The following is a 24,402-nucleotide window of genomic DNA, read 5'->3' as shown; positions in this document are numbered from 1 at the left end:
AATCCCAAAATTGATTAATATTAACAGTTGATAAGTAGGTGAACACAATAAAACCAAACTGTGTAAAGAAATGTAAAATCGCCCAAACCCTCTTCACTCTTGCCTCTTGCCTTTTGCCTTTTGCCTTGCCATAACGACAATTTTCAACACCAACCTACTTACTTATGTTTGACCATAAAACTAATGATTATATTGGGAGCAGATGAACTTAGCAAACTCCCTTAAATCCCTTGGCATTGCTGACCCTAGCGGCTCCGGCTGGTTAGCTGTAGTATTTACGTTTCTATTAGCTTTAGTTGTCACCTGGCGTTTAATTCCCACAATTCGCAAATTTGCCTTAGAGGTAGGTTGGGCAGATCAACCCAACGCCCGACGATTGAATCAAGAACCTTTACCTAATGCGGGAGGTTTGGCAATCTACGCGGGTGTCATTGCGGCTTTGGTCTTAGCTAGTCTCTTGCGACCGATTGAACTGCAAGGGGTTTTAGCTCAGGTCTTAACGATTCTCCTCGGTGGTTCAATTTTAGTTTTAGTGGGCTTTATTGATGACCAGTTTGGCTTACCTCCGTCTGTGCGGTTATGGGCGCAGGTAACAACAGCACTTCTGTTGGTTGGTAATGGCATTAGCATCAAGGTTGCCTTTGGTACACCCATTGATTCCCTCTTGTCTATGGCGTTAACGGTGCTGTGGGTGGTGGGGATCACTAATGCTGTTAACCTCATGGATGGGATGGATGGTTTGGCTGGTGGCATCAGCTTTATCACTGCTATCAGTTTGTTAGGCGTGTCTGCCCAGTTTGATAATCGCGCTGCTGCTACTTTGGTTTTAGCGGCTTTGGGAGGGGCGGCGCTGGGCTTTTTACGCCATAACTTTCACCCCTCACACATCATTATGGGTGATGCTGGTGCATACTTTTTTGGCTATGTGTTAGCAGCAACCAGCATTTTAGGCAAACTCCAATTAAATACAATCTATGCCCTAATCCCGACGGTTTTATTTCTGCTGTTGCCAGTTATCGACACTACTCAAGTGTTTGTTCGCCGGCTCATGGCAGGCAAAAACCCTCTGAGTACACCAGGTAAAGACCACATCCATCATCGCTTGTTGGCTTGGGGACTATCCCAACGCAATGCAGCTTTTATCTTATGGTCAATTACTTTAGGTTGTAATTTACTGGCTATGAAAGTCCAGGGTATGAGTTTATCTGTGATGCTGGCTACTGCTGTCGGTATTATTTTGCTGTTAGGCTTTACCCTTGGACAAAGAATGTTGAATAATTCGTGAATAGGATATAGATCCCCGACTTCTTTGAGAAGTCGGGGATCTCTTTGAGAAGTCGGGGATCTGAGTATTATAAAACTACATCACCATACCGCCATCAACATTAAATACTTGTCCTGTGATATAAGCTGCGGCGGGATCTGCTGCTAAAAAGCGCACCATGCCAGCAATTTCTTCTGGTTTACCAAAACGCCCCAGGGGGATATATTGCAGGATACCATCGGCTTTGATATCGCTGGTCATGTCAGTGGTAATAAAACCAGGAGCAACGGCATTGACGGTAATGCCACGAGAAGAGAGTTCTTTAGCTACTGTTTTGGTAAAGCCAATTACTCCGGCTTTGGCTGCGCTGTAGTTGGCTTGTCCAGGGTTGCCCATTTGTCCCGCGACGGAAGCGATGTTAATAATCCGCCCGGAACGTTGTTTGAGCATAATTTTACTGATAGCTTTTGTACATAAAAATACTCCAGTTAAGTTAAGGTCTATGACTGCTTGCCATTCTGCTAATTTCATTCTTAATAGCAGGGTGTCACGGGTAATACCTGCATTGTTGACTAAGATATCCACGCGCTGGAATTTTTCTAAGGTGGTTTTAATGAGTGTATCTACTTGATTTTCTTGGGAAACATCTGCTTGGAGGGCGATCGCTTCTCCTCCTGCTGCTGTAATTTCTGCGACTACTTCCTCTGCTGCTGTGCTGGAACTAGCGTAGTTAACTACTACTTTTGCACCTTGAGATGCTAATTGGATAGCGATCGCTCTACCAATTCCCCGTGATGCACCTGTGACAATTGCAACCTGATCTTTTAATAAACTCATCTATTTTTCCTCAATTTTGTGGAGATACCGCGCTAATTATCTTATAATTTTAAGTTAGACGGAGGTGAAAAATTTATTGATGCAGTTAGTTAGTCAAGAATACATCGAAATTGCTGCTGATGTCCGAAGTGGAAAACCCCGAATTGCTGGTACTCGTATTGCGGTGGAGGATATAGCAGTTCTACATTTAAAACTAGGGTATTCTCTAGTAGAAATTGCTGGTAAATATGACTTGTCTCTGGCATCTGTTTATGCAGCAATGGCTTATTATTTTGATCATCGAGATGAGATTGATGCACGCACTGTGCAAGAGGATAAATTGGTTGAGGTACTGAAACAAAATTATCCTTCACGTCTTCAAGAAAAACTCAAACAGTTGAGAAATGAGTGAAAAAATTCGCTTTCATTTAGATGAAAATGCTGATCCGGCGATCGCGCTTGGGTTGCGTCGTTATGGAATTGATGTGACAACAACTAATAATGTGGGATTACGCACTCAATCTGATGAAGTCCAATTAGGGTTTATTCAGAAAACGCAACGAGTGCTGTTTACCCAAGATACAGATTTTTTGATTATTGCGAGTCGCCAGCTTGATATTTACCTCTTTATTTGCAACCAAGCAAATACTTCTTCAACTGTGATGATTAAATTCACACCTTCTAAAACTGGTAATCTATCTTTTCCAGTTAACAAATCTGGTAAAGTATTAGGCTGATAAACTAAAATTGAACGCTCACTTGGATCAAGCAACCAACCAAGTTTAGTACCATGTTTAATACAATGTAAAATATTACCAGTTACCTTAGTCTGACTTTGGCTAGGTGAAAGGATTTCAATTACCCAAAGAGGTGCAAAATTAATCCCACTGCTAATAATATCACCGCTTTCATCTAATGGTATTTGATCAGTAGCAATCACCAGAACATCGGGAACTACAGAACGATTTCCACAGCTACAACGCATTTCTGGAAAAGCTTCATAGTCACTTGTTGCTGTGTCAATAACTGCTATTAATTTTTTTTGTAATAAACTGTGTTTACCGCCACCCATTGGTTTTTGAATTACTTCTGAATTAATATATTCCCAAGCTGGTGATTCATCAATAAAACCCAGCTTTAAAAATTCTTCTATGGGAATGATTTTTGCAACTGTTGTTGTCATTTATTTAACCCCATAATTTAATTTTAATTTTAATTTTATCACTACTCTCAATAAAAACATTCACAAGAACAAGATCCCCGACTTCTCTAAGAAGTCGGGGATCTGAATCTTAACTGTTATGATTAATAGATTCAGCTTTAGCAACTACAGGATTAGGAAGAGGTGGAGGTGTAGGGATTTTCGATTCTAGATGGGTTTTGCTATTAGTTTGATTCAAAAGAATCATAGACAATAAACCATCTGCTAAACCATTATTACTACCATTATTACCACCAACAATGATATCAGGAATAATGCGAACACTGCGATCGCCCACAATTTGCATTAGCTGCATCGCTGTGTAACCTTGCAAACCCAATGCTTGTACCCCTGTCCGATAGGTTTCTGCTTTCGCGTTACCTGTCGCCCGGATACCTTCAGCTTCCGCTATGGCTTTGAGTTTAGTGGCTTCAGCTTCACCTGTTGCTTGCTGAATTTGTGCGTTAGCTTGCAACTCGGCAATTGTGACACCTTGTTCCGATTTTACCAACTCTTGCTGAATATCTGCGATCGCTGTTTCCCGGACTAACATTTGTCGTTGGGTTTCTGCCATTTGCTGAACTTCGTAAGTTTTGCGTTGTTCCTCAGCAATTTTCCGGTCTGTCAGCGTGTGCATTAATTCATTCGGTGGCGTAATCAAACCAATCAACGAATCCACTGCTTGCACATCATAAGCACGTAAGGCAGATTTAACGTATTCAGAGGCTTCAACTTGACGCTCACTTCTGGCAATCAAGAAATCCAGGATAGTATATTCTTGAGCCGAGTTGCGGAAATAATTCCCCACAATGGGACGCAAAACCTGATCAATGACATTTTGCATCGAACCCAAGCGGGAAATCACTTTCGGAGCATCTGACGCACCAATGTGAATAATTTGGAATATCTCCAAATCAAAGCTAAAACCATCAAATGACAGAAGTTTCAGCGCCGTTAAATTCGTATCATACCCATGCTGACCGCTAATTCTATCAGTAAAGTTTAAGACAATGTTTGTTGTCGGCACTAGCTCAACTTTCATCACTTTAGTATTGAGCGGGTGCTTCCCAGGATATAAAGGCTCAACCCAAACACCCTTATGTCCTTGATTGACCAAATTTCCGTGAGTGAAAGATGCCCCGCTCACATCTTCCTGTTCTTCACCAACAAAAGAAATCACCACACCCACATAGCCGATAGGGATTTGAGTCATCGGTACTTGTTCAATACTTACCAACCAAGGATTGAGATTCCACGAACCCGATAATAACACCTGTTCTTGTAAACCCCGTTGTCCTCCAGCGTCAATAAATTTTTGACCATTTTGAAAATTATTATGTCCGGTAATAGCACGCCCAGCAATTTCACCTGCGGCAATTGGTGAACCATCCAAAGTAGTCACAATACCAACTTTTTCCGCTGCTATTTCATAGATTTGTAACTGTTCTGGACGCATACCCTCTTTACTGGCATTTGCTGCTGTAATCACTTTAAACAGCGCTGTATTGATGCGGTAAGTACCTGCGGTGATAAAAGCAATTTGCCGTCCTTTCTCCCCACCTTTGGTTAAGAATTTGCGAGCATCTTGAAAATTATCACATTCGACAATTTTGCCCAAAATCCGTTCTGGAGGGTTAGAAGCCCCATCAGCGGCGACAATCAGAGCGATTTGACCTTGGGGGACAACAATTACCGATTCTTTTTTAACTGCATATTGCCAAGGCCAATAACCCCAGTGCCAACCAGGGGCGAGGGTATCTGCTTGCAAACCCGCTTCACCATTGAGGGCAATTAATCTACCAGGAGGTAATCCTTTACCTGACAGGGTGAACTTTTTCACCACAATTCCCACTTCCCGTTCACCGATAACCACCAGTCCACCAAAGAAGAAACAACCGCCAATAATAATCACGGGAATAATGATTAAAGGCTCAATTCCCATTGATTGATAGGGGATTGGACGAGTTACTGATTGAGTAACTACAGGTTGATTTTGAGTAGAGGGAATAGAAACAGAAGTTAATTCTTTGGCTGTCAGTGTTTTTATGGGAGTGGCATTAACAGCATTAACACCACCTGCTAAGGCTAAGGCTGCAATTGCAGATGTAGCCAAGCTGACAAACTTATTTTGCTTACTTTTATCAAGAAAAAATGGAAAGCTTTTCATATATCTGCCTCTTTGGGCAATTAATCATCTAAGGTATCACTTCATCAGGAGGGAATGATTTTTCTTAAACTTAATGTAATTTTTTAACCCAATGTTAGCACCATAGCGGTAAAATCTGCTACTAGTCGCTTACTTTGTAGCCAACGTACACCTAAAAGAATATCTTGCAGTTCATTTCCACCCAACACTGGGATGATCAACTCTTCTTCATCTAAAAATACAGTTCCTTGATAAAGATTAAACTGAGCTTCGCCGTATGCTGTCTGCATATCTTCTTTCTGGTTTTCCTGTAACCATCCTAAGGTTATAGCATCCTGATCATCAATTGCTAACCAACCTGTAAAACCTGTATCTAGTAATGCTTGTACTGGAATGATTTCACCATCAGCCGTAACTAACCCAATTTCAAAAATGAGTTCTCCCCTACTATTAAATTCCCCTAAAATCATATTTTACCACAGTTGCCAATCTCGTTAATTCTCATCATTAAGCGCATAGTAGTACCAAATTTTTCCCGTGCTTTCTGTCTGGCAATTGTTTCATCTGGATCAATTACATAATTACCACTTACTGGTTCAATAACTATAAACCAATCATAATGATCCTGAATTAATTCAGGTTGGACTTTATTGAATATGACCCGACAACCCTGATAAAATAAGCTATCTTCAGCATTTCTTCTGGTTTTTTCCTCATGAGAAATTTGCTTTTCTGGAAATACTCTTCCTCGACGTGGTTGGTAATGAGACGATAATTGTGTCATTTTTGAAATATCCATAATCCACTCTACTTAATATCATATTAAAACTTGCTCTACATCTCTATATATATAGGAATAATATTTGATTTATGAAAAGATACGTAGAGTGCGTCAGACTGCATAAATTCTATCAATAAACAGATTTGTAATAATGGAGTGGGGAAAATGAATTTCCCATTGGGGTGTGAGTTGATGGCCCAATCCCATCCAAACGGAGGTGGTTGCCCACTCTCCTACACCATCTAAGCACAAAACGGCAGCACGCTCAAAAGGACTGGGAAAAAAAGCAGAAGCCGCATGGGCTAAATAGGTTTCCAACAATCGCTCAAACTTGACTAATGGCTTGTCGTAAAAAACAATTTGATCGATATATTGTAACTTGGTTCCTGCTTGTTTTAGACAGTAAGCGATCGCTCCAATAGGAAAACTAGCATCGTGCTTTCGTCTTGAAAAACGTTCTTCCTGGGCTGCGGCAACGATTTCGCCATCGACAACCATAGCGGCAGCGCTATCGTGGTAGTAAGCTGAAATTCCTAAGATATGCATTTCAACACCTTTTCGGCGGGTATAATTTGACTCTCTTCCCCGTTATTACTATTGGCAATCTTATGGGCAATCATTTGATAAAAACGAACCATTAAAATGACTCCAGATAGGAGTGGACTCAAAACCATACCTAACCAGATACCGATACCTCCCCAACCTAAAATGATTGCCATGAAATAGCTTCCTGCCAAGCCAAGAACCCAGACAACTAAGTTCATTAACACTGGAACGAACGTATCTTGCAACCCTATCAAAGCCCCAACAGTAATCATTTGAATACTGTAAAAAATTTGGAATAATCCCGACAAAGCGAGAAAAGAAGTTGCTGTATTAATTGCTTCGATATTCTCTGGATTGTTTATATTTAAATAAATTCCCGCAATTTGATATGGAAGCAACCAGAAAATGAGTGCCGCAGCACTCGCAAAAATGGCACCAATCGTAATCCCAATTGATGCTGCCCTTCTTGCACATCCCATTCGGGTAATGAAGGTATATCATTCACAGGGCTCCCTAAACAGACCCACACTAAGCCGTAGCGTTCCTGGCAATGATAGGTCTTAGCGATCGCACTTGCTGGGGGTATCATGTCAGGGTGAGCCGGGATCTGTACGCATTTACCTGCTTGATTGTATCTCCATCCGTGATATGCACAAACCAAAGTATTATTCGCAATTTCTCCCATAGACAGAGCAACACCTCGGTGGGGACAGTGGTCTTGCCATACCTGTATGGGTGAATTCTGTTCATGACTGCGCCATAGTACCAATTTAACTCCCAACAAACTAGCTGTGGTGATACTTCCTGGTTTACAATCTTCTATCTTTGCGACTACGTACCAGTCGTTGATTAAGATTAGGTCGGCATTTGTCATAATTGTCTCCTAAGTTTTACCACTCTATGTCACCCTTGTGAAACGATAATTAAAATAAACATTAAAAATAGGACAATGCGATTCAATAATGTGAATACGGTATTCGTCTTCCAGGTGGCGTTGTAACCACTCTATGCCCAACCTATTAGTGACATGACTTTTTTGACCAAAAATATCCCGTCCGCAGCGCACAAAATCTGCTGCATCAAAAGTTGGTTCAAACTCTGCAACGACAAAGCGCGACGGCTCTCCTGTTTGAGGAAACTGGAAATTTAAGTCATACTGTGCGTCCAATAATTGTGGCTTCGGTGCCGCGGTCTACTTAGCTCCTGCCTGAAAATATTCCTTGAGCAGCTTTCGATACGCCCAAGTTTCAAAATAGCGGTTGCGATCTGCCATTGGTGCTTCAATAATCTCATTGCCAATCACCAAAAAAACATCACGAGGATTGGCGGCACAAAAACCACTTTCTACTTGCCAAGCTGGTGTGGAGAAGGGGGCAGAGAAATCTACAGGGTTGACTCGACGAACTTTGACTCCTTCTGCTTCAAGAATGTGAATAAATTCATTTAGTTCTTTGTGTGCTAATGCAATCATCTCTGGTGGATAGGGAATTCCTCCTGTCTCAGAGAGTACCTTTTGGGCAGATTCCAATTCTTCAAGAGGGAATGTCCATTTGTTGATTGGTTCTAGGGCAGAACCATTAAGCCTTAGCGGCTGGATGGGTGGTTTTATGATTGTAGCTGCATCTATTTGGGCAATGCTAAAACGTAAGTAAAGAAAAACATAACAACGCGTTCTAGCAGAATTTTGTACTGCCTATATTTTTTAAATCTTCAATCCTCCAATGTCGATGATATAAATCAGTTACCATATAGGAGAGAGAGCGAAAAATTTCGGGGGAGATGGGGTTAACAGAGTTTTGAAATCTTAGGAACGCAAATTTAATAACCTGCAATTCTGATGTAACCTGGAATGGTGCGTTACGCTGTCGCTAACACACCCTACTTTTGCACCTTATTTAATTCACATTCCTAAGTCGGTGATGGAATTATAGGTTTGGGATAGGCGATCGCACTTTTTCCGTAGGTTATCAATAATTTTATCTTTTTCCAGCACTTCAAATGAGAACCACTGGAGTAACATCCATCCTGGTTTAGCCCGGCGTAATTCCCCTTCAAATACCAAACCAAATAATAGTTTACCCTGGTGATTACCTAACGCTGGTTTATTACCTTTGAGTGAAGATAAGGGAATTACTAAATCAAATTCAGAAGAGTCGAGTTTGGGGTTATAACCAACAGTACCTTTACCAATCCATTCTACTAAATTATCGTTGTTTCTGAATGCTGCTCTGAATTGTAAGGATTTATTTTCATCAGGTTCAAGTTCTTCGTCTTCTCCAGTATCTGGATTAAATTGTTGTACTGGCAGTCCTAATAATTGCATCAGTGCTTTACTAGCTTTGGCGTGACTATCCCCAGTTTCCCAATGAATATTATTGACTGCATCATCTAAGTCGTTACCATCTGAATCTTTATTTTCATCATCTACTACTACATATTTCATTTGTTTGTATACCAGTTTCTTACAACCAGTATGCAAAATTGACCCATAAATTATGCGTTTCCATTGGTCTTTAGCTGCTTCACCAAAATACTTTTTACCGATGGTTTGTTTATTAGTAAATGTGAATCTCCATGATTTCTAGAACCACTGGCTAAATCCAGAAAGAATGCTGCTTGATAACCTTTGGGTTTAAATGCGTTTAGTGCTGATGCTTTGGTTTCTGTTGTTTCTATTTCCCCAATACAAAAATCTAATTTTGGATGTAACCTGCTAATAATATATTTCGTAATACTACTTTAGGTGCATTTGACCATTTATTTTCAGTACAATTCCACACTGACCATTCAGCAACGGTGGCGATTGAACCTACCGAACCATCTTCGATATAGCGGGTGTTTGTGAATGTTATTGTCATAATTAAAAATCCATGTATTCTAAACTTGATAATCCTGCGTTAATTGTGATAGCGGCTTCTTCAGGAATAATTACCGGAGTTTCATTGGATATGTCCATGCTTCTAGCAATCTGTTCATTTTTAAATGTCAAGGCATAAATAAAGTCATAATCCTTATTGGTTTCGGTAATAAATCCCTCTTTCAATGTTTGTATATCCTCCATTTTCTCGTCACCAATTACTCTGGCACAACAGATATCGGGTTCTGTTTGGGATGCCAATAATCCCAGTATTAAAATAAAATCACCGAGTTGATTTCTTTTAGCCATTTTGATAGCAATAATCACCAGGATTGCTGCTGCTAAAATATAAGGAGCGCAAGCTGTTAATAAACCCCATGCCCCCGCAAACATTCCGGTATTATTGAAAACTGCTGGTAATAGGTCTTTGACTGTTCTTAGTAATCCCCCAGTAATATAACGAATTGCTTCACCTCCGGGAATATCTAATCGTTTTAAGATTATAGAAATCGTAGTATTTTTTAAGGCTTCAACGAAAACTCCCGGTAATTGCACTCCCTTTAAAATAAATGTTGTCAGAATACTTTCGGTAATCTTTTTCAATACTTCAATGGCGTTGATTGTTGTCGGTATATCCACAGGAACAATTGCACCATAAGCACTAGAAATATTCCCAAATTGTGATTTAATTGTGTCTTCTTTATAGTTATTTTCTTCTTTATTAGATAACAATTTCCCGGCTTTTCTAAATAGTTTTTTGATACCGTTAATTGTTGGATTAACAATCTTGCTTTTCAGAAACTTCAACAGTCCTGATTTATCTTTGTGTTCTTGTCTCGCTTCTGCCCTCGCTGTCTTGGATTCATCTTTACCTAAAGCTAATTCTTTGATTTTTTGTAAAGCATCAGCAAGTTTTTCTTTGAGTTTATCTAGGAGTCCTTGAAATATATTGACAATGTTGAGGTTGTCCTGGGGGAAATCAGCGAACTGCTTGCAGCAGCGCTTCGCTATCGCCGATGGAAATTCCTGCTCTGTTTTCTCCCTAATTGCCACAAAGTGATTCCTTACTTCCTGTGGTACAGGGTCTTCTTGTTCATCAAATTGGGATAATAAACTATCATAAGCATTGAGCATTAATGTTTTTAAATCTTCAATTTGTTGAGAAAACCAATCTTTATTTACTTGTTCTACAGATTTAATTCTGTCATAAACTGAATCATCGTTATCATAACCACTACTATTAATATTCTTCCAATTAATCAATATATTATTAACTTCTACGGACGCTTTATAAGTTTCGATATTCGCTGGGCGTTGTCCAATTGCATCAAGTTTTTGTTGTCCAACAGCACTTGGATTACCGTGTACTTTAGAGTTGAAAACTTTGTTTACACCATAACAAGATTGCAAGATTTCCGCAGAAGCATAGCCAACTTCATCGTCTAATTCTGATTTAGAAAAGTAATTAATAATCGCTTTTAGTGAAGGTAAATTATCTTGCGAGTAAACTACTGGTTGAATTGAATCAAACCAATCCTCTTTATTTGACAAAGCTTGCACAACTTCTGTGGGGACTCTTAACCCACCCTTGTTTACCCAAATTCCATCGGTTATTTGACTTAAAACTTCTTCTGGTGTCATGGTCTATCAATTTAATTTAGTAAATAAAAATATGTTAAGGATGCTAATGCTATCGCTTTGAGGTTGTGTTGTTGTTAGTTAATATCATGACCACTGCATTCGTTAAATGTACAGGAATCAACCCTTTAAAATCAATTGAACTCACTGTTGAGCAATTAAATATACTATTGAATGAACCCCGAATTACTGGAGTTCTTGATATTTCAGGTTCAGGTAAGTTAATTGTTAGCTGTGAAGACGGTTTGGCTAGGATGATTGGGTTTTCTGATAATGAAATAATTTGGTTTGACAGTTATTCAGAACAGGATTAATGAAAAAGGGAATAGGCATGAGTCAATCTATTCCCATCACTTCATCATCTATTAACTGAAATCTAGCCATTGTTTAATTTTAGCACAGGCTCTAATAAAATCAACTTTTGTATAGTTCAATGAAGATGACAAAAATCATTGATGCTATCGCTTTTTAATGTTGGTGTTTTTGAGATTTAATGATGAATAAAATCAATTTTGCGGGTATTGAAGGCAAGGTTTTACAAGTTAGTCCACATGGAAATTATATTGTTGTGGAACTTAGCGATCGCATTACCATTGTGGGTACTTATTCAAACAAGTTTCATTGGCCAGAATCCACCGATGAAAGCTCAGGATTCACTAGCTTTATTACTTATATTGGTTTGAAACAATTGGAGTTCCCCAGATTTAGAGATTGGGTAATTGCTAATAATGGGTATTTCGAGGGAGACGACGGCACACCCCGACAATCGAAACGAGTCCGCAGATTTCCACTGGAGATTAAGGTGAGGGGTTTACTCGCTGAATCTGTTGTTGAGTTGATTCATGGGGAAATTGGATAATGCTGGAAAATACAGGTGACAATTACCTATTAAGGTGATTGAGGATTGAAACCAGCAATAACAAATAGCAAACACAATAGCGTTATTGATTATCGGTAATGCTATTGCTGTTGTTTTCTGAAGATGGTTATATTATAGAGGATTTAAAGATGATTGGACAATTATTTACCACTGGCATTGGTATTTATCAAATGTATCCTGGCACTGAAAATAAATGGATTGCCCAAGTTGATTTTGAGGATGAAAGTCATGCCCAATTAGGTGGTGTAAAGGGGACTTTAGCAACTAAATATGGTGATAATTTATTGGAGTCTGTGAAAACAGTTAAACAGGATGCCCAGAATTTGGGAATTAGAATATTGTCATTGCCTAATACTAAATTCAAACTCTATGTTAAACGATTGTTTGTTGATAAAACTGAGGTATGGAAACAAATTGAAGGGGTAGCCCAAGAACTCGATTTAGAAGTTGTGTCTTGTTTACCTGAATAAGTGTTTGATTTGCTGGTTAAATCTAGTGGTTTTTTCTTGGCAGATAATTTTATGAATATCCCTGATTTCTTGATAAGATCATAAATCAGGGATATAACAGTATTATTTTTGCTGTAATTCTGCATCAATTAATGTTTGAAATTCCTCCAAAGAATTAACATTAATACTTGGTAAAAGTAAATTTTCCAGGATGGACATATTATCAATTTGCTTGATATTATAGATTATCTTTTCTGGAAGATTATCAAATCTAGTAGAGAGGATTTTGATAATGTCATCTTGACGAGTTATTTTAGCTCCTTTTTCTTGGGCATTTTCTTCAATAGTGCTGAGGAATGGCATATTTAACTCCTTTTCGTAATCATTTAATTTGGTTTGAAATTCTGTTTGTAATGGTGGTGGCAAAGTCATCATTCTATCAATAAACTTCACTAAATTAATAATATCAACTTTAGTTAAGCCTTTTTGATACAATGGTCTGACTAAGTTCCATTTCCATTGTTCTCTTTGCGTTAAGTCCTTAGTAGTGACTTTGGTTTTCAGATGTGCCATTACTATTATAGCAAACAGATTGTTACTTGCAGCTAGTTCTTCCCATTGATAGTCTAGCAGTTTCACTATACTGAATTTGATTTTAACTTCACTATCTCCTAAACCGTATTCATAACTATTCGGCCGCCATTTTGCATCTTCATCTCCTAAGATAGCTAAACTAATCACTGGTTTATTAAATAAATCAAAGGAACGATAATTGTAGATAAACATTCTTTGTGGAAATTCTTTATCATACTGACTTTGGACTTCTATATGAATCAAAATCCAAATTATTTCATTATTCAATAACCAGACTTGAAACAATTTATCCGCATAACGTTTTTTTGTTTGACTAGATGCGGTAATTTGTTCTAGTTCCTTATCTAAGGAAATAGGAGTTTTACTCCAGTCAATTTGTTCGTATATTTTTGGATAAAAGAATTGTAGAAATGATTCAAAATATTGTCCTATAGCTTCTTTCCATGTTTGATCATAATTTGCTGTAATATTGGTCATGATTACTATTTCTCTCTCTGGTTTATTATTTATGTACCAGATCCCCGACTGCTTTTTTCCATTTTCTCAATAAATGATGAATTTAGTTAATAATTCGGGAATCTGATATGATTAATTTTTATGTAAAGCCGAGTCAATTAACTGCTGAAATTCCTCCAAAGAATTAACATTAATACTGGGTAAAAGTAAATTTTCCAGGATGGACATATCATCAATTTGCTTGATAGCATAGATCATCTTTTCTGGAAGATTATCAAATCTATTGGTGAGGATTTTGATAATGTTTTCTTGGCAAGTTTTTCTAGCCCCAATTTCTTTACCGATTTCCTTGCCATTTCCTTGCCAATTTCCTTACCTTTTTCTTGGGCATTTTCTTCAATAGTGCTGAGGAATGGCATATTTAACTCCTTTTCGTAATCATCTAATTTGGTTTGAAATTCCGTTTGTAATGGTGGTGGCAAAGTCATCATTTTATCAATGCACTTAACTAGATTAATAATGTCAAACTTAGTTAAGCCTTTTTGATATAATGGTCTAACCAAACTCCACTTCCATTGTTCTCTTGCAGTTAAGTCCCTAGTAGTAGCTTTGGTTTTTAGATGTGCCATTACTATTATAGCAAATAAATTATTACTTGCTTCTAGGTCTGACCATTGATAGTCTAATAGTTTGACAATACTAAATTCCATTTTAACTCTACTATTACCTAAACCGTATTCATAACTATTTGGTCGCCAACTTTTGTTTTCATCTCCTAATATTGCTAAACTTATTACTGGTTGATTAAATAAATCATAAGAACGATAATTATAGATAAACATTCTTTGTGGAAATTCTTTATCATGCTGACTTTGGACTTCTATATGTATTAAAATCCAAATTACTTCATTATTTAATAACCACACTTGAAACAATTTATCAGCATAGCGTTTTTTAGTTTGACTAGATGCGGTAATTTGTTCTAGTTCCTTATCTAAGGAAATAGGAGGGTTACTCCAGTCAATTTCTTGATGAATGTCTGGATAGAAGAAGTGCGATTCGTTGTTAGCTGAATCACGGTAATCAGTCCGTACATAAGCTAACCAACCCAATCCAATCATGGAAAAAAAGGTTGAACTCTCGGTCTGATATGGGTGTAAGTCCCATCTACCAGACTCAGGTATGACTCCCTATCTGCCCACGATGACCCGACTCGGTATCGGGAGGTCGAAGCTGGGAACAGGACGCAATCAGACATCTGTTGTGAGATGACACTTGGCGTTAACGGGGAGTTCCTACGGTGAAACAGAGCCTAAAAAAGCAACCTAGTCCAAAGCAGGACACAACAACAACACCTGACTTTACTGGAGCTAATTCCCGCCGCATCGTTCTTCAATAGCGGTAAGAGTCTAGGGAATCCAGTGGTTGAAGTGGCTACACCTAACGGAACTAACAATCTAGCCGAGGGAACGAATAAAAACGGATTGAAGGTCTAAGGGCGGTCGAACCCTATAAGTAGGCTGGACGAGCAGCGGAATTCCTTCAGTTCGGGTAGGACAGACCGTAATTGGTCGGAGGTGTTCAGAATACACAGATTGGAGCAGAGCATGATTAGACACAGAGAAAACTCTAGTGAATCCTGGAAAACGTTACCTTGGAAGCAATTCCGTCGTAACTTATTCCGCCTACAAAAACGCGTGTACAAAGCTGTTCAAGTTGGCGACAAGCGCAAAGCTAAGTCCCTACAAAAGCTGATTCTGAAATCAACCGCAGCGAGATTACTGGCTATCCGTCAAGTAACACAGCTAAATGCTGGGAAAAAGACAGCGGGAATAGACGGCAAAACCGCGCTCTCATTCGAGCAAAGGTTTGAACTAAGTGAAAAACTTAGAACCGAAGGTAACGACTGGAAACACCAGGGATTACGTGAAATACCCATCCCCAAAAAGGACGGAAAAACCCGGATTCTCAAAGTCCCCACTATTGCAGATAGGGCATATCAATGCCTTGTCAAATACGCACTAGAACCAGCACATGAGGCAACCTTCCACGCTAGGAGCTACGGTTTTAGGACGGGACGCTCGGCACATGATGCCCAGAGATACCTGTACAACAACTTAAACTCTAAAGCTAATGGAATAGATAAACGAGTTATAGAACTCGATATTGAAAAATGCTTTGACCGGATAAACCACACCGCCATAATGGATAGACTCATCGCTCCTTATAGTATAAGACAGGGAATATTCCGATGTCTCAAAGCCGGAGTCAATCCAGAGTTTTCTGAACAAGGAACACCCCAAGGAGGAGTGGTAAGTCCACTGTTAGCTAACATCGCCTTAAATGGGATTGAAAGTATTCATAGATATCACCGTATATCTAGCTACAGAATTACAGACAATACCTCAAATGGAGATATTGTCGAGCCAACAATCCGTTACGCGGATGACATGGTGATAATACTCCGACCTCAAGACGATGCCACAGAAATACTTGACAAAATCAGTCAGTTCCTAGCAGAGCGGGGAATGAAAGTCAGTGAGAAAAAGACAAAGCTAACCGCCGCGACAGATGGATTTGATTTCCTGGGCTGGCATTTTAAAGTCCAGAAAAACGGAAAGTTTAGATGTACTCCCTCAGTGGACAACTTCAAAGCTTTCCGCAAGAAAGTAAAATTCATCGTCAACAACTCGAATTATGGTGCTACCACAAAGGCTGAGAAATTAGCCCCTGTAGTCAGAGGTTGGAGGAATTACCACCGCTTCTGCAAGATGGATGGGTCGAAGTTTTCCTTATGGCACATCAATCACAGAGCATTCAAGGTATTTAACAAGGAAACTAAGCAGAATCGCCATAATAGCCAAGAGCTAATAAAGAAAGCATTCCCAACAGTTCCTTACTCCGAAAACAAACACATCAATGTCAAAGGTGAGAAATCACCCTACGATGGAGATTTAACCTACTGGAGCGAACGCAATAGTAAGTTATATGACAATAACACCTCTAAAGCCCTCAAACGGCAAAGCCATAAATGTGGTCATTGTGGGTTAAAAATGCTCAGTGACGAGAAGGTACATTTACATCATATAGATGGAAACCACCAAAACTGGAAAACTAAAAACCTTCTAGCAATTCACGAAAGCTGCCACGATTACATTCACATGAGCAAAAGCGAAAGCTAAGAACATCGGGAGCCGGATGCCGTGAAAGTGGCACGTCCGGATCTAACTGAGAGGGGCGGGGAATAATATCCCCCCTCGACTCAACCTTGTAAGAATAATTCCAAATATTCCCCTATAGCTTCTTTCCATGTTTGATCATAGTTCGCTGTTGCTTCTGTCATATTTGCCCCGGTTTTTGGGATTATAATAAATCCCCAACTTCTTTATGATACCATTAATTTTGTTGTCAATAGTATGATATTGTCTGAGATTTATATACTACAAAATTTAGTATAATTAATAATGCTCCTGGCGATCGCTCATTCACTTGAGAACCCGAAGCATTATCAATATTATCAGCATTGTAAACATAGGTAATCAGCCCCCTATTGGCATTGATAGCGCAGCGTGGCGTAAGCCATAGTCTTGAGTTACCCGGAAGTTATCGGTAGGGGCGCTATCGCGCAGAGGGGGCGTTGTTTTCGAGGTTTTGTTATGGCTATCAACATTCTTTCCAAAGCTGACAAGAAACTTTCTCAACTCAAGGATGGAATTCGAGTTTTGGCTTGGGAACAGTACAAGATTGATAATCGTGTTAAAGGTGAGGAAGGTTATAAAATCTTTGAAGCAGAATGGTTAACTCATGAGATTCATAAGATGAACCAAGCCAAGTTTGACAAGTTCATTGCAGATTTAGGTTATACCGTAGATGATTTGCTTGGTGAAAGAACCAGATATTATCAGAAACGTAATCGAGCTACTGGTATTGGTAATGAACCAGCTAGTTTTAATAACGAACCTGCCAGTGTTGATTATGTTGAAGGTAATCAACCAGATAACATTCCATACTAATTAGTTTACAGTCCTAGTCTCCTTTGGGGATTAGGGCTTTTTTTTAATGTTATCACTTGGCGTTTTTGATTATCTAACATGAGGAATTATGGCAATTAACATCCCCAGTAAATTTGGTAGCGGTTTACCTCCTGAACCCAATAAGAAAAAGGGTATTGACTTTGATAAACTCACTGAAAAACTTCGCTTTGAACGTGATAATATTCAACCCTATTTAACTAATCATCAACTTCTATTCTATCATCATAATTGTGATTTATTTGTAGGTAATTACTATCACGGTAAAAATCATTTCCTGAATGTGAACTTCACCAGCGATGAAAGTGAAGAATACCCACCACATCGTAATGATGAATATGATGAAGTTGGTAAGATTTTAGCTAATTTGTAGTTCTTTAGTCCTGGTTCTCTCTGTGGGAATCCGGGCTTTTTTTATTCACATTAATCCTTGGGGGCTATCGCTGAGGGGAGTTGAGTAATTTGGAGAATTTCATGAATCCTAACCCCAGTGATTTGAAATTAGTTAGCAAAGTTAAATCCGAAACTTTAGCTGATTTAAAAAGCTTTTGTAGAGAAAGCGTGAATTTAATGACTAGCGATGTTAGTAGTTACGCTCAAGGCAGATATCGCCTTTGGTTATTTCATGAGTGTGATTTGAGAACTCCTGGAACAATTACTAATGCTTATCATAATGATGATAGACTTGGGAATTTCTGTCAGCGAGTTTATCCCGGAACTAATATCGGCTTGTTAACTTTTGGTGGCAAGATTGGTAATATTCAAAGTACCGGATTGATTATACCACATCGGGATCATAGTTATTCTAGACCAATTGCTAGAACCGTGAATCTTGGTAGTTGTATATTTAATTATGATGGCAAAGATTATCAACTTAATGATGGAGATATTATTGAGTTTAATTGTAAGAAACTTCATGGTGTTACTAAAATCTTGAGTGCAGAAAGATTTAGTATCAATCTTTGGCAGTTGAATCAAGAAAAAGGTTATTTTCCAATAGTTTAGTTACAAAAATAAATAACTCCAGTTTAACAAGATTGGAGTTATTGTTTATTAATCTGTGGGGGCGCTATCGCGGAAAGGGGGCATTGTTTTTTGGTATTTATCATGTTTTATCAAGCCCCTGAAATCCAAGGTAGTATCCGCAATCTCCGTCAGTATTATCGTGAATCTATGCGTCAGAACGTATGGAGTTATGACATATATATTGATGACATTTTGGTGAAGAGTGAAGATTGTCATTGGTGGTCTAACACCCGTGAAGAAGTCATTACAGCAGTTAAAGAAATCGGCGAACAACTCAAGCAAAAGGAGTTAGTTAAACGAGAATTAGCTACTGTTGGTAATAGCCTGTATGTTAAGTGGTGTACAGATATCACTAGAGCAGGTAAAGCTCAAGGTATCACCGGCTATTATGGGATATTTGAAAAGCGTCATCTCTATTGTTGTGCTACTTATCAGAGTTTAGATGCTGCATTAGCAAAATTGGGTGAAATTGAAAGTAGAAATGATGCTGAAAAAGCGTTATTTGATTCTTTCAGGAATGATTAATTTATACTTATTAACCTCAGTCATGAGATTGGGGTTATTTAATGCTATCGCTTGTTGACGATGGTGTTTTTGTAATATTATTATGTCAGAATATACTGAATATCATGAAGCTCATGGAATGCCCGTTTCTGTAACAAAATATGAACCGGAAGATTGGGAGTTAGAGGTTCAGGAATACGAACAACGAGATAGTGAAATGAAGACAAATTTAGCAATAGCTCTCAATAATATGTTATCGGCAAAGTTTCAAGTTGAGAATCTGAATAATCCTACTATATCGTATGAAGTAAGGATTGAATTGATTAGTAGATTTATTAACAACACCATTAAATCTATTCAGGAAGTTCAACAATTAACTGACATTGAATAAACCCATGAGTCTCTAGTTTATCTAGGGACTTTTTTTATTGCTATCGCTAAAGAGGATACCAAACTTGCCCGGTTAGACGAGGATATTCAACGCATTACTGGGGAATTGGCTAATAAACATTCTGAACAGATTGCAGATATTGAATCTCAGATTGCTAATCACCGGGATGCTATTGAAGAATTGGAGAAACAACAGGCTAAATTATTGAGCGATAGCGAAGCGCTGCTGCAAGCAGTTCGCCGCATCATCACACTCAAGAAACAGTACCATGAACACCGGGAATCAACATTGTCTTTAGACCCTGGTTTATCGGTGTTTTTGAATGATTGAATACTATCGTTTTCTAGTGTTGTTGAGTTCAATGCTAAACAATGGAATTAAGAAGATATCGGTTTAATCGCAAAGTAGGTAAAATTTACTTAGAAGTTGGTAATCAACTGAGTGAAATTGGGTCTATTTTGAAGATGATTATATTATGGGCATCTACACCAATATTTGGTAAGCCATTTGCCCATTTACCTGCACAGAATTGGGTGCAAATAACGTTTCTTGATATGCAAGGAAATTGGTGTTATGCACTGTTGAATAGTGGAACTACTGATGCTTTAAATCCTTGGTTACAATACAGAAAACAAGTGGAATCAGAACTGGAATTATGTGGAGTAATCACCACCATTAGTTTTAATTTAGTTGAAGGTGAACATGAATGTTTTGATTATTCATTTTCGGGAGTTCGGGGAAAACCAGGACTCGAAGAACGGATGAAAACACTGATTGATAATAGTGGTCATGTTTTGGTGGATACATCGGTAAATTTATTGACGTAATAGTTGGGAGATAGGGGAAACCTAAACAAACATAAATTGCTTTATTATTTAAATCGAAGGATTAAGAAACAGTTAGTAAAGATTGGTTTTTTTTAGAGGAATAGACATGATACAGGATAGTGATCGAAAAATTGTTTCAGAGTTTCGCTCTCGACTAGAAGCGATAATTCCCATTTTGGATTTACGGGTATTTGGTTCAAGAGCGAGAGGTGATGCTACAGAAGAATCAGATTTAGATGTGTTTATTAAAATTACTGAATTAGATAGATCATGTCGAGAAAAAATTAGCGATTTGGCGTGGGAAGTAGGTTTTAAATATGATCTAGTTATTTCCACCTTTGTAGTTACAGAAGCACAGGTAGAAAGGGGAGCTATGGGAGCTAGTCCCTTACTGTCTAAGGTGTTACAAGAGGGTATTGCTATATGATAAATCAGCAACTAAAGTTATTAATTGAGTACCGTTTATCCGAAAGGGAAGAAATGTTAAGAGAGGCGAGTATTTTATTAAAAAGGTCAAGAGACAGGTGTGAGTTATTGATTTTTTCTTTCAATTGGTATTAAGGTTTCCAAATTAAACAATCTAACACCTATATCTATGACGAAAATTCCTAGCATTTGGAATATTATAAACATAATAAACCAAGATTTCAAACCACCGGGAATGTTGGTTATCATGGTAGATATTCTCGATAAATCCTCTATTTTATCTTTGTTATTCTCAAATTCTTGCCAGTTTTCATCATCGTTTCGTTGATAAACTTCTAATGCCTTGATTCTGCTCATCAATGAAGAATCATCCCAGAACAGCATTTTTTCTATTTGTTGCATTTTGCTAGAGTTTTCCATGACATGAACTTCTAATCTAATTAATGCCTCAGTTGATTGTCTGTCAATAATGGGATTTTCAGTTAAGGATTTCACAAGAAATTCTAACTCATCAGTAGAGCGTCTTCCAGTTCCTAATTTGATTGTTTCGGGAATGGCCTTGAGTAAAATTCTATTTCTTTCATTTGAAGCTTTAAGTTTTTCTTCTAGCTGTTTTCTATTACTAATATCAATCGCTTGATTGATGATAAAATTATTTTCTCGCTTAGACGAAACTAACAAACAAGTATCATGATCATAATACTCCCAGTTTATCTCTGTACCCACTGGAGCATTTACCAACTTCTGGATTTCTTGTCTTTGTTCATGACATCTACTGCCTACAGACATTCCCTTAAAAGATTCTTTATCTAAGTTCATCAACTCAGCTAGTATGCTCCGGTCTACTTACAATTGGAGTTTGGCTGACAGAATAGCTCAATACAACCAGCAATTTATCCAAGGTGACTATTGTGATATTAGGACTAAAGTAGAAGCTTGTCCATTAACTTGTTTTGTCAGTAAAAATGGAGCAAGTTTCACAAAAAGATTACAGATAAAAGGACTGCTTATCAATGGAGTGTTGCTAATACAATAGTTTCTAGAAAGGTTGATGCTATTGCTTTAGAAGATTTAAATGTCTCCGGTATGTTGAGGCGTTGCAAAGTTAAAACCGATAAAAAAACTGGAAGATTTTTAAAGAATGGGCAATCTAGAAAAAAAGGATTAAACCGTTCTATTTCTGATGCAAGTTGGAGTGATTTGATTTTAAAAATTGAGTATCTCGCTGTAAAGCAAGGAAAAGTTGTAATTAAGATTAATCCTAAATACTCCAGTCAAGAATGCAGAAATTGTGGGCATACTGATAAGTCAAACCGTGATGGTGAGAAATTCATTTGTACTGAATGTGGGTATCACGAACACGCCGATATTGGTGCTGCAAAGACTATTAGAGATAGAGGTTTGGAAACTTGTATTGAGCGAAGTCGAAATATAGTACGTGGGGACTCCGCGAAACTTGCTGTTTAACAGCTAAACGCCCAGAAGATGAGCCAGTGCGGTCTTGGGGTTTCCCCAAGTAGAGCAACTGGCGGTATCAGCACGCACTTTTGTGCAAACGTACTGAGTCTGGGAACCTGTGTGAGCAGGATATTAGGATTGTAAAATCTTAAGAATCCCCGTGTCTTTAGAGCGGGGAGTGTCAAGACAAAAAAATGCAATAATAAAGTAAGGATTTTGCTGATGAATTACCCCTGATTTTCCCTGACTCTCAAGTATAGTCCTTTCAAGGTGACTAACGGAAATACGTCATTTCATTACTATCATCTTGAATCTTCCGCTCATATTTTGGTTTTTTTGAAGGTTGAAACAACCAATCTTCCTTCAAAATTTCACCACCTTGAAAGGGCTACTCTCAAGTATTACCATAAACTGTAGAACCAAGAATTTAAAGAAAATTGTGACTAAAATTATTGCTATTTTCAATCAAGCCGGTGGGGTGATGAAAACCAGTCTGACGATGAATTTGGGTTATCATCTTTCCCTCAAACATAAAGTTTTATTAGTGGATACTGATCCCCAGGCATCCCTGACAACTTTTATGGGACTTGAACCCCATGAACTTGAAGAAATCGTTGCTGACTCACTACTCACACCAGAGACTAAATTACCAATTCACCACAATTTACACGGTATGGATTTAGCCCCGGCTAATATTACCCTCAGTGCGGTAGAATTACAACTCTCTGCGGTTATGGCCAGGGAACTACGACTCAAACAAGCTTTAGAACCCATTTTAAATAACTACGATTTCATTTTGATTGATTGTCCTCCCTCTTTAGGTATCCTCAGTATTCTCGGACTCTGTGCTGCTACTCATGTTTTAGTCCCAGTTCAGACTCATTACAAAGCATTCAAGGGAACGGAGTTATTATTGGATAGCATCAAACAGGTGAAGAAACATATCAATCCGAAATTAGCGATCGCCGGATTTGTGCCAACCTTGTATGTGAATGCCAACCAAGACAAAGTGATTTTGGAGGCTTTGGAACAGCAGTTATCACCACTAGCCAAAGTTTATCCGAAGATACCCCGTGCCACAGCCTTTGCGGATGCAGTAATGAATAGTCAACCATTGGCTGTGTATGACCCCAAACATCCAGCGATCGCAGTTCTGAAAAAGATAGCATTGGGGATGGAGAAACTGTAATGGTCAAGAAACCTTTAGAACTCCCAAAAATGCGTGGTGTGGAAGATTTGTTGAGTATGGATGTGGAATCAGAATCACCAACTGCCACCGTTAATATTGATAAAATTCGTTTACCTGCTCAACAACCCCGACGGTATTTTGACCCTGAGAAACTCAATCAACTGGTGCAGTCAGTTAAAGAACACGGGATTTTACAACCTTTGTTGGTGCGTGCTGTTAATGGTGAATTTGAGTTAGTCGCTGGTGAACGCCGACTCCGGGCGGCCAAAGCAGCGGGGTTAACAGAAGTACCGATTATCACCAAGGAATTATCTGACCTCCAAACCCTGCAAATCGCTTTACTGGAAAACCTGCAACGGGAAGATTTAAACCCAGTTGAAGAAACCGAGGGGATTCTAGAATTATTAAGTATTGAACTTGATGTAAATTCTGCTGAAGTTATCTCAATTCTCAATCAAGCAGCCAACGCCAAAAAACGGGGATTAGACCTGACGGAAAACGTTTTCCGTCAACTGGAAATTGTGGAATCAGTGTTGTCGGGTGTTGGTAGATTCAGTGCTGAAAGTTTTCGGACCAGTCGTTTACCATTATTGAATTTACCCGATGATGTATTGGAAATATTGCGGCAGGGGAAAATAGAATACACCAAAGCCAGAGCGATCGCTAAACTCAAAGATGACGGTGAACGTGGGGAACTACTGGATAAAGTTATCAATGAAAATCTATCTTTAAGTGAGATTAAGCAGTTAGTAAAGGAATTAACCCCAGGGAAAATCACAGCCAAAGAAACATTGAATGCTAAATATTCCGAGATTGGTAAACGGTTGAAGAATGCTCAGGTGTGGGAAGATGCTAAAAAAACCAAAAAGCTAGAGAAATTGTTGAGTGATTTAGAACAATTGTTAGAATAGAACCCCAGAAA

34 protein-coding genes and 1 pseudogene are annotated in these 24,402 nt (G+C 38.5%); 18 read left to right on the top strand and 17 right to left on the bottom strand.

Features of this window, described 5'->3' with window-relative positions:
- The first annotated feature begins 202 nt into the window (after nucleotides 1-202).
- Nucleotides 203-1,285, top strand: a complete 1,083-nt coding sequence (locus AA650_RS16520; RefSeq protein ID WP_053539839.1) for an MraY family glycosyltransferase — start codon at nucleotides 203-205, stop codon at nucleotides 1,283-1,285.
- Nucleotides 1,286-1,360: 75 nt separating this feature from the next.
- On the opposite strand, the gene fabG is transcribed toward AA650_RS16520, so the two are convergent.
- Complete coding sequence (gene fabG, locus AA650_RS16515) at nucleotides 1,361-2,101, bottom strand: 3-oxoacyl-[acyl-carrier-protein] reductase (RefSeq protein WP_053539838.1); 741 nt, start codon at nucleotides 2,099-2,101, stop codon at nucleotides 1,361-1,363.
- Between the two features lie 64 nt (nucleotides 2,102-2,165).
- Here fabG and AA650_RS16510 point away from each other — a divergent pair, with 64 nt between their 5' ends.
- Both AA650_RS16510 and AA650_RS28080 read left to right on the top strand, forming a co-directional pair.
- On the top strand, nucleotides 2,166-2,492 hold the full coding sequence (locus AA650_RS16510) for a DUF433 domain-containing protein (protein ID WP_234413211.1): 327 nt from the start codon (nucleotides 2,166-2,168) through the stop codon (nucleotides 2,490-2,492).
- A complete protein-coding gene (locus AA650_RS28080) occupies nucleotides 2,485-2,817 on the top strand; it encodes a DUF5615 family PIN-like protein (protein ID WP_199924272.1) in 333 nt (110 codons plus the stop codon). Before AA650_RS16510 ends, AA650_RS28080 begins: the two co-directional genes overlap by 8 nt.
- Here the strand turns inward: AA650_RS28080 and AA650_RS16505 are convergent.
- From AA650_RS16505 to AA650_RS16460, 12 genes are all read right to left on the bottom strand, one after another.
- Nucleotides 2,700-3,263 (bottom strand): Uma2 family endonuclease, encoded by a 564-nt coding sequence (locus tag AA650_RS16505; protein WP_053539836.1) that lies wholly within the window; start codon nucleotides 3,261-3,263, stop codon nucleotides 2,700-2,702. The two genes, AA650_RS28080 and AA650_RS16505, sit on opposite strands and share 118 nt — an antisense overlap.
- Nucleotides 3,264-3,372: 109 nt before the next feature.
- Nucleotides 3,373-5,448, bottom strand: coding sequence for an SPFH domain-containing protein (locus tag AA650_RS16500; RefSeq protein WP_053539835.1), 2,076 nt, complete (start codon nucleotides 5,446-5,448; stop codon nucleotides 3,373-3,375).
- Nucleotides 5,449-5,531: 83 nt separating this feature from the next.
- Nucleotides 5,532-5,897: an aspartyl protease gene (locus tag AA650_RS16495; protein ID WP_053539834.1), complete on the bottom strand. Its 366-nt coding sequence runs from the start codon at nucleotides 5,895-5,897 to the stop codon at nucleotides 5,532-5,534.
- The gene (locus tag AA650_RS16490; protein ID WP_234413210.1) at nucleotides 5,894-6,226 is read right to left on the bottom strand and encodes a hypothetical protein; all 333 of its coding nucleotides are present in this window, start codon (nucleotides 6,224-6,226) and stop codon (nucleotides 5,894-5,896) included. The genes AA650_RS16495 and AA650_RS16490 overlap by 4 nt, the downstream gene beginning before the upstream one ends.
- A 93-nt stretch (nucleotides 6,227-6,319) precedes the next feature.
- Nucleotides 6,320-6,706 carry a carbamoyltransferase N-terminal domain-containing protein gene (locus AA650_RS16485; protein WP_234413209.1) on the bottom strand — a complete coding sequence of 129 codons (387 nt, stop codon included), beginning with the start codon at nucleotides 6,704-6,706 and terminating at the stop codon, nucleotides 6,320-6,322.
- Nucleotides 6,707-6,741: 35 nt separating this feature from the next.
- Nucleotides 6,742-7,233, bottom strand: a complete 492-nt coding sequence (locus AA650_RS16480) for an MATE family efflux transporter (protein ID WP_053539832.1) — start codon at nucleotides 7,231-7,233, stop codon at nucleotides 6,742-6,744.
- Nucleotides 7,119-7,628 carry a Rieske 2Fe-2S domain-containing protein gene (locus tag AA650_RS26770; RefSeq protein ID WP_234413208.1) on the bottom strand — a complete coding sequence of 170 codons (510 nt, stop codon included), beginning with the start codon at nucleotides 7,626-7,628 and terminating at the stop codon, nucleotides 7,119-7,121. Before AA650_RS26770 ends, AA650_RS16480 begins: the two co-directional genes overlap by 115 nt.
- Before the next feature lie 24 nt (nucleotides 7,629-7,652).
- On the bottom strand, nucleotides 7,653-7,922 hold the full coding sequence (locus tag AA650_RS28075; protein WP_053539831.1) for a hypothetical protein: 270 nt from the start codon (nucleotides 7,920-7,922) through the stop codon (nucleotides 7,653-7,655).
- Between the two features lie 24 nt (nucleotides 7,923-7,946).
- Nucleotides 7,947-8,282, bottom strand: a complete 336-nt coding sequence (locus AA650_RS28070) for a hypothetical protein (protein ID WP_053539830.1) — start codon at nucleotides 8,280-8,282, stop codon at nucleotides 7,947-7,949.
- A 372-nt stretch (nucleotides 8,283-8,654) separates the two neighbouring features.
- On the bottom strand, nucleotides 8,655-9,197 hold the full coding sequence (locus tag AA650_RS16465; protein WP_053539829.1) for a hypothetical protein: 543 nt from the start codon (nucleotides 9,195-9,197) through the stop codon (nucleotides 8,655-8,657).
- Nucleotides 9,198-9,447: 250 nt separating this feature from the next.
- Nucleotides 9,448-9,612 carry a hypothetical protein gene (locus AA650_RS28065; protein WP_199924271.1) on the bottom strand — a complete coding sequence of 55 codons (165 nt, stop codon included), beginning with the start codon at nucleotides 9,610-9,612 and terminating at the stop codon, nucleotides 9,448-9,450.
- A gap of 2 nt (nucleotides 9,613-9,614) precedes the next feature.
- Nucleotides 9,615-11,252: a hypothetical protein gene (locus tag AA650_RS16460; RefSeq protein ID WP_053539828.1), complete on the bottom strand. Its 1,638-nt coding sequence runs from the start codon at nucleotides 11,250-11,252 to the stop codon at nucleotides 9,615-9,617.
- An 86-nt stretch (nucleotides 11,253-11,338) separates the two neighbouring features.
- Here AA650_RS16460 and AA650_RS16455 point away from each other — a divergent pair, with 86 nt between their 5' ends.
- The 3 genes from AA650_RS16455 to AA650_RS16445 all read left to right on the top strand — a co-directional run bounded on the left by AA650_RS16455 (nucleotide 11,339) and on the right by AA650_RS16445 (nucleotide 12,599).
- Entirely contained in the window at nucleotides 11,339-11,563 is a 225-nt protein-coding gene (locus AA650_RS16455) for a hypothetical protein (protein WP_053539827.1), read from the top strand.
- Between the two features lie 179 nt (nucleotides 11,564-11,742).
- Nucleotides 11,743-12,108 carry a hypothetical protein gene (locus AA650_RS16450; protein ID WP_081424251.1) on the top strand — a complete coding sequence of 122 codons (366 nt, stop codon included), beginning with the start codon at nucleotides 11,743-11,745 and terminating at the stop codon, nucleotides 12,106-12,108.
- Between the two features lie 149 nt (nucleotides 12,109-12,257).
- Complete coding sequence (locus AA650_RS16445; RefSeq protein WP_148279163.1) at nucleotides 12,258-12,599, top strand: hypothetical protein; 342 nt, start codon at nucleotides 12,258-12,260, stop codon at nucleotides 12,597-12,599.
- A 102-nt stretch (nucleotides 12,600-12,701) separates the two neighbouring features.
- Here the strand turns inward: AA650_RS16445 and AA650_RS16440 are convergent, their stop codons facing one another.
- The 3 genes from AA650_RS16440 to AA650_RS16435 form a co-directional block, all read right to left on the bottom strand.
- On the bottom strand, nucleotides 12,702-13,649 hold the full coding sequence (locus tag AA650_RS16440; protein WP_053539825.1) for a hypothetical protein: 948 nt from the start codon (nucleotides 13,647-13,649) through the stop codon (nucleotides 12,702-12,704).
- 111 nt (nucleotides 13,650-13,760) lie between these two features.
- Nucleotides 13,761-13,886 carry a hypothetical protein gene (locus AA650_RS29140; protein ID WP_257720874.1) on the bottom strand — a complete coding sequence of 42 codons (126 nt, stop codon included), beginning with the start codon at nucleotides 13,884-13,886 and terminating at the stop codon, nucleotides 13,761-13,763.
- Complete coding sequence (locus AA650_RS16435; protein ID WP_199924270.1) at nucleotides 13,883-14,749, bottom strand: hypothetical protein; 867 nt, start codon at nucleotides 14,747-14,749, stop codon at nucleotides 13,883-13,885. The genes AA650_RS29140 and AA650_RS16435 overlap by 4 nt, the downstream gene beginning before the upstream one ends.
- 486 nt (nucleotides 14,750-15,235) lie before the next feature.
- Here AA650_RS16435 and AA650_RS16430 point away from each other — a divergent pair, with 486 nt between their 5' ends.
- The 9 genes from AA650_RS16430 to AA650_RS16390 all read left to right on the top strand — a co-directional run bounded on the left by AA650_RS16430 (nucleotide 15,236) and on the right by AA650_RS16390 (nucleotide 20,834).
- The gene (locus AA650_RS16430) at nucleotides 15,236-16,810 is read left to right on the top strand and encodes a group II intron reverse transcriptase/maturase (RefSeq protein WP_053539824.1); all 1,575 of its coding nucleotides are present in this window, start codon (nucleotides 15,236-15,238) and stop codon (nucleotides 16,808-16,810) included.
- A 474-nt stretch (nucleotides 16,811-17,284) separates the two neighbouring features.
- On the top strand, nucleotides 17,285-17,641 hold the full coding sequence (locus AA650_RS16425) for a hypothetical protein (protein WP_081424250.1): 357 nt from the start codon (nucleotides 17,285-17,287) through the stop codon (nucleotides 17,639-17,641).
- An 88-nt stretch (nucleotides 17,642-17,729) separates the two neighbouring features.
- Nucleotides 17,730-18,032 carry a hypothetical protein gene (locus tag AA650_RS16420; protein WP_053539823.1) on the top strand — a complete coding sequence of 101 codons (303 nt, stop codon included), beginning with the start codon at nucleotides 17,730-17,732 and terminating at the stop codon, nucleotides 18,030-18,032.
- Between the two features lie 101 nt (nucleotides 18,033-18,133).
- Nucleotides 18,134-18,664, top strand: a complete 531-nt coding sequence (locus AA650_RS16415; protein ID WP_053539822.1) for a hypothetical protein — start codon at nucleotides 18,134-18,136, stop codon at nucleotides 18,662-18,664.
- 102 nt (nucleotides 18,665-18,766) lie between these two features.
- Complete coding sequence (locus AA650_RS16410; RefSeq protein WP_053539821.1) at nucleotides 18,767-19,210, top strand: hypothetical protein; 444 nt, start codon at nucleotides 18,767-18,769, stop codon at nucleotides 19,208-19,210.
- Nucleotides 19,211-19,292: 82 nt separating this feature from the next.
- Entirely contained in the window at nucleotides 19,293-19,580 is a 288-nt protein-coding gene (locus AA650_RS16405; protein ID WP_053539820.1) for a hypothetical protein, read from the top strand.
- A 105-nt stretch (nucleotides 19,581-19,685) separates the two neighbouring features.
- Nucleotides 19,686-19,910: a hypothetical protein gene (locus AA650_RS16400; RefSeq protein ID WP_053539819.1), complete on the top strand. Its 225-nt coding sequence runs from the start codon at nucleotides 19,686-19,688 to the stop codon at nucleotides 19,908-19,910.
- Nucleotides 19,911-19,951: 41 nt separating this feature from the next.
- The gene (locus AA650_RS16395) at nucleotides 19,952-20,407 is read left to right on the top strand and encodes a hypothetical protein (protein ID WP_053539818.1); all 456 of its coding nucleotides are present in this window, start codon (nucleotides 19,952-19,954) and stop codon (nucleotides 20,405-20,407) included.
- 106 nt (nucleotides 20,408-20,513) lie between these two features.
- A complete protein-coding gene (locus AA650_RS16390) occupies nucleotides 20,514-20,834 on the top strand; it encodes a nucleotidyltransferase family protein (RefSeq protein WP_053539817.1) in 321 nt (106 codons plus the stop codon).
- 104 nt (nucleotides 20,835-20,938) lie between these two features.
- Here the strand turns inward: AA650_RS16390 and AA650_RS16385 are convergent, their stop codons facing one another.
- Nucleotides 20,939-21,652 (bottom strand): hypothetical protein, encoded by a 714-nt coding sequence (locus AA650_RS16385; RefSeq protein ID WP_053539816.1) that lies wholly within the window; start codon nucleotides 21,650-21,652, stop codon nucleotides 20,939-20,941.
- Nucleotides 21,653-21,808: 156 nt separating this feature from the next.
- On the opposite strand from AA650_RS16385, the pseudogene AA650_RS28060 reads away from it, so the two are divergent.
- The 3 genes and pseudogenes from AA650_RS28060 to AA650_RS16365 form a co-directional block, all read left to right on the top strand.
- Nucleotides 21,809-22,300 (top strand): annotated as a pseudogene (locus AA650_RS28060) (RNA-guided endonuclease InsQ/TnpB family protein); the annotation flags it as partial.
- Between the two features lie 430 nt (nucleotides 22,301-22,730).
- On the top strand, nucleotides 22,731-23,480 hold the full coding sequence (locus tag AA650_RS16370) for a ParA family protein (RefSeq protein WP_015081613.1): 750 nt from the start codon (nucleotides 22,731-22,733) through the stop codon (nucleotides 23,478-23,480).
- Complete coding sequence (locus AA650_RS16365) at nucleotides 23,480-24,391, top strand: ParB/RepB/Spo0J family partition protein (RefSeq protein ID WP_053539813.1); 912 nt, start codon at nucleotides 23,480-23,482, stop codon at nucleotides 24,389-24,391. Before AA650_RS16370 ends, AA650_RS16365 begins: the two co-directional genes overlap by 1 nt.
- The last annotated feature ends 11 nt before the right edge of the window (nucleotides 24,392-24,402 follow it).

It is taken from the genome of Anabaena sp. WA102 (assembly GCF_001277295.1).
GTDB classification, from domain to species: Bacteria; Cyanobacteriota; Cyanobacteriia; order Cyanobacteriales; family Nostocaceae; genus Dolichospermum; species Dolichospermum heterosporum.
The sequence above is the reverse complement of the archived record's forward strand: the minus strand, read 5'-3'. Positions and strand labels throughout refer to the sequence as shown.

What these genes read in the sequence shown, in the direction of transcription:
- AA650_RS16520 (WP_053539839.1), top strand. Translation starts at nt 203, where the DNA reads ATGAACTTAGCAAACTCCCTTAAATCCCTTGGCATTGCTGACCCTAGC.
- fabG (WP_053539838.1), bottom strand. Translation starts at nt 2,101, where the DNA reads ATGAGTTTATTAAAAGATCAGGTTGCAATTGTCACAGGTGCATCACGG.
- AA650_RS28080 (WP_199924272.1), top strand. Translation starts at nt 2,485, where the DNA reads ATGAGTGAAAAAATTCGCTTTCATTTAGATGAAAATGCTGATCCGGCG.
- AA650_RS16505 (WP_053539836.1), bottom strand. Translation starts at nt 3,263, where the DNA reads ATGACAACAACAGTTGCAAAAATCATTCCCATAGAAGAATTTTTAAAG.
- AA650_RS16500 (WP_053539835.1), bottom strand. Translation starts at nt 5,448, where the DNA reads ATGAAAAGCTTTCCATTTTTTCTTGATAAAAGTAAGCAAAATAAGTTT.
- AA650_RS16495 (WP_053539834.1), bottom strand. Translation starts at nt 5,897, where the DNA reads ATGATTTTAGGGGAATTTAATAGTAGGGGAGAACTCATTTTTGAAATT.
- AA650_RS16490 (WP_234413210.1), bottom strand. Translation starts at nt 6,226, where the DNA reads ATGGATATTTCAAAAATGACACAATTATCGTCTCATTACCAACCACGT.
- AA650_RS16485 (WP_234413209.1), bottom strand. Translation starts at nt 6,706, where the DNA reads ATGGTTGTCGATGGCGAAATCGTTGCCGCAGCCCAGGAAGAACGTTTT.
- AA650_RS16480 (WP_053539832.1), bottom strand. Translation starts at nt 7,233, where the DNA reads ATGGGATGTGCAAGAAGGGCAGCATCAATTGGGATTACGATTGGTGCC.
- AA650_RS26770 (WP_234413208.1), bottom strand. Translation starts at nt 7,628, where the DNA reads ATGACAAATGCCGACCTAATCTTAATCAACGACTGGTACGTAGTCGCA.
- AA650_RS16465 (WP_053539829.1), bottom strand. Translation starts at nt 9,197, where the DNA reads ATGAAATATGTAGTAGTAGATGATGAAAATAAAGATTCAGATGGTAAC.
- AA650_RS28065 (WP_199924271.1), bottom strand. Translation starts at nt 9,612, where the DNA reads ATGACAATAACATTCACAAACACCCGCTATATCGAAGATGGTTCGGTA.
- AA650_RS16460 (WP_053539828.1), bottom strand. Translation starts at nt 11,252, where the DNA reads ATGACACCAGAAGAAGTTTTAAGTCAAATAACCGATGGAATTTGGGTA.
- AA650_RS16455 (WP_053539827.1), top strand. Translation starts at nt 11,339, where the DNA reads ATGACCACTGCATTCGTTAAATGTACAGGAATCAACCCTTTAAAATCA.
- AA650_RS16450 (WP_081424251.1), top strand. Translation starts at nt 11,743, where the DNA reads ATGATGAATAAAATCAATTTTGCGGGTATTGAAGGCAAGGTTTTACAA.
- AA650_RS16445 (WP_148279163.1), top strand. Translation starts at nt 12,258, where the DNA reads ATGATTGGACAATTATTTACCACTGGCATTGGTATTTATCAAATGTAT.
- AA650_RS16440 (WP_053539825.1), bottom strand. Translation starts at nt 13,649, where the DNA reads ATGACCAATATTACAGCAAATTATGATCAAACATGGAAAGAAGCTATA.
- AA650_RS29140 (WP_257720874.1), bottom strand. Translation starts at nt 13,886, where the DNA reads ATGATCTATGCTATCAAGCAAATTGATGATATGTCCATCCTGGAAAAT.
- AA650_RS16435 (WP_199924270.1), bottom strand. Translation starts at nt 14,749, where the DNA reads ATGATTGGATTGGGTTGGTTAGCTTATGTACGGACTGATTACCGTGAT.
- AA650_RS16430 (WP_053539824.1), top strand. Translation starts at nt 15,236, where the DNA reads ATGATTAGACACAGAGAAAACTCTAGTGAATCCTGGAAAACGTTACCT.
- AA650_RS16425 (WP_081424250.1), top strand. Translation starts at nt 17,285, where the DNA reads ATGGCTATCAACATTCTTTCCAAAGCTGACAAGAAACTTTCTCAACTC.
- AA650_RS16420 (WP_053539823.1), top strand. Translation starts at nt 17,730, where the DNA reads ATGGCAATTAACATCCCCAGTAAATTTGGTAGCGGTTTACCTCCTGAA.
- AA650_RS16415 (WP_053539822.1), top strand. Translation starts at nt 18,134, where the DNA reads ATGAATCCTAACCCCAGTGATTTGAAATTAGTTAGCAAAGTTAAATCC.
- AA650_RS16410 (WP_053539821.1), top strand. Translation starts at nt 18,767, where the DNA reads ATGTTTTATCAAGCCCCTGAAATCCAAGGTAGTATCCGCAATCTCCGT.
- AA650_RS16405 (WP_053539820.1), top strand. Translation starts at nt 19,293, where the DNA reads ATGTCAGAATATACTGAATATCATGAAGCTCATGGAATGCCCGTTTCT.
- AA650_RS16395 (WP_053539818.1), top strand. Translation starts at nt 19,952, where the DNA reads ATGGAATTAAGAAGATATCGGTTTAATCGCAAAGTAGGTAAAATTTAC.
- AA650_RS16390 (WP_053539817.1), top strand. Translation starts at nt 20,514, where the DNA reads ATGATACAGGATAGTGATCGAAAAATTGTTTCAGAGTTTCGCTCTCGA.
- AA650_RS16385 (WP_053539816.1), bottom strand. Translation starts at nt 21,652, where the DNA reads ATGAACTTAGATAAAGAATCTTTTAAGGGAATGTCTGTAGGCAGTAGA.
- AA650_RS16365 (WP_053539813.1), top strand. Translation starts at nt 23,480, where the DNA reads ATGGTCAAGAAACCTTTAGAACTCCCAAAAATGCGTGGTGTGGAAGAT.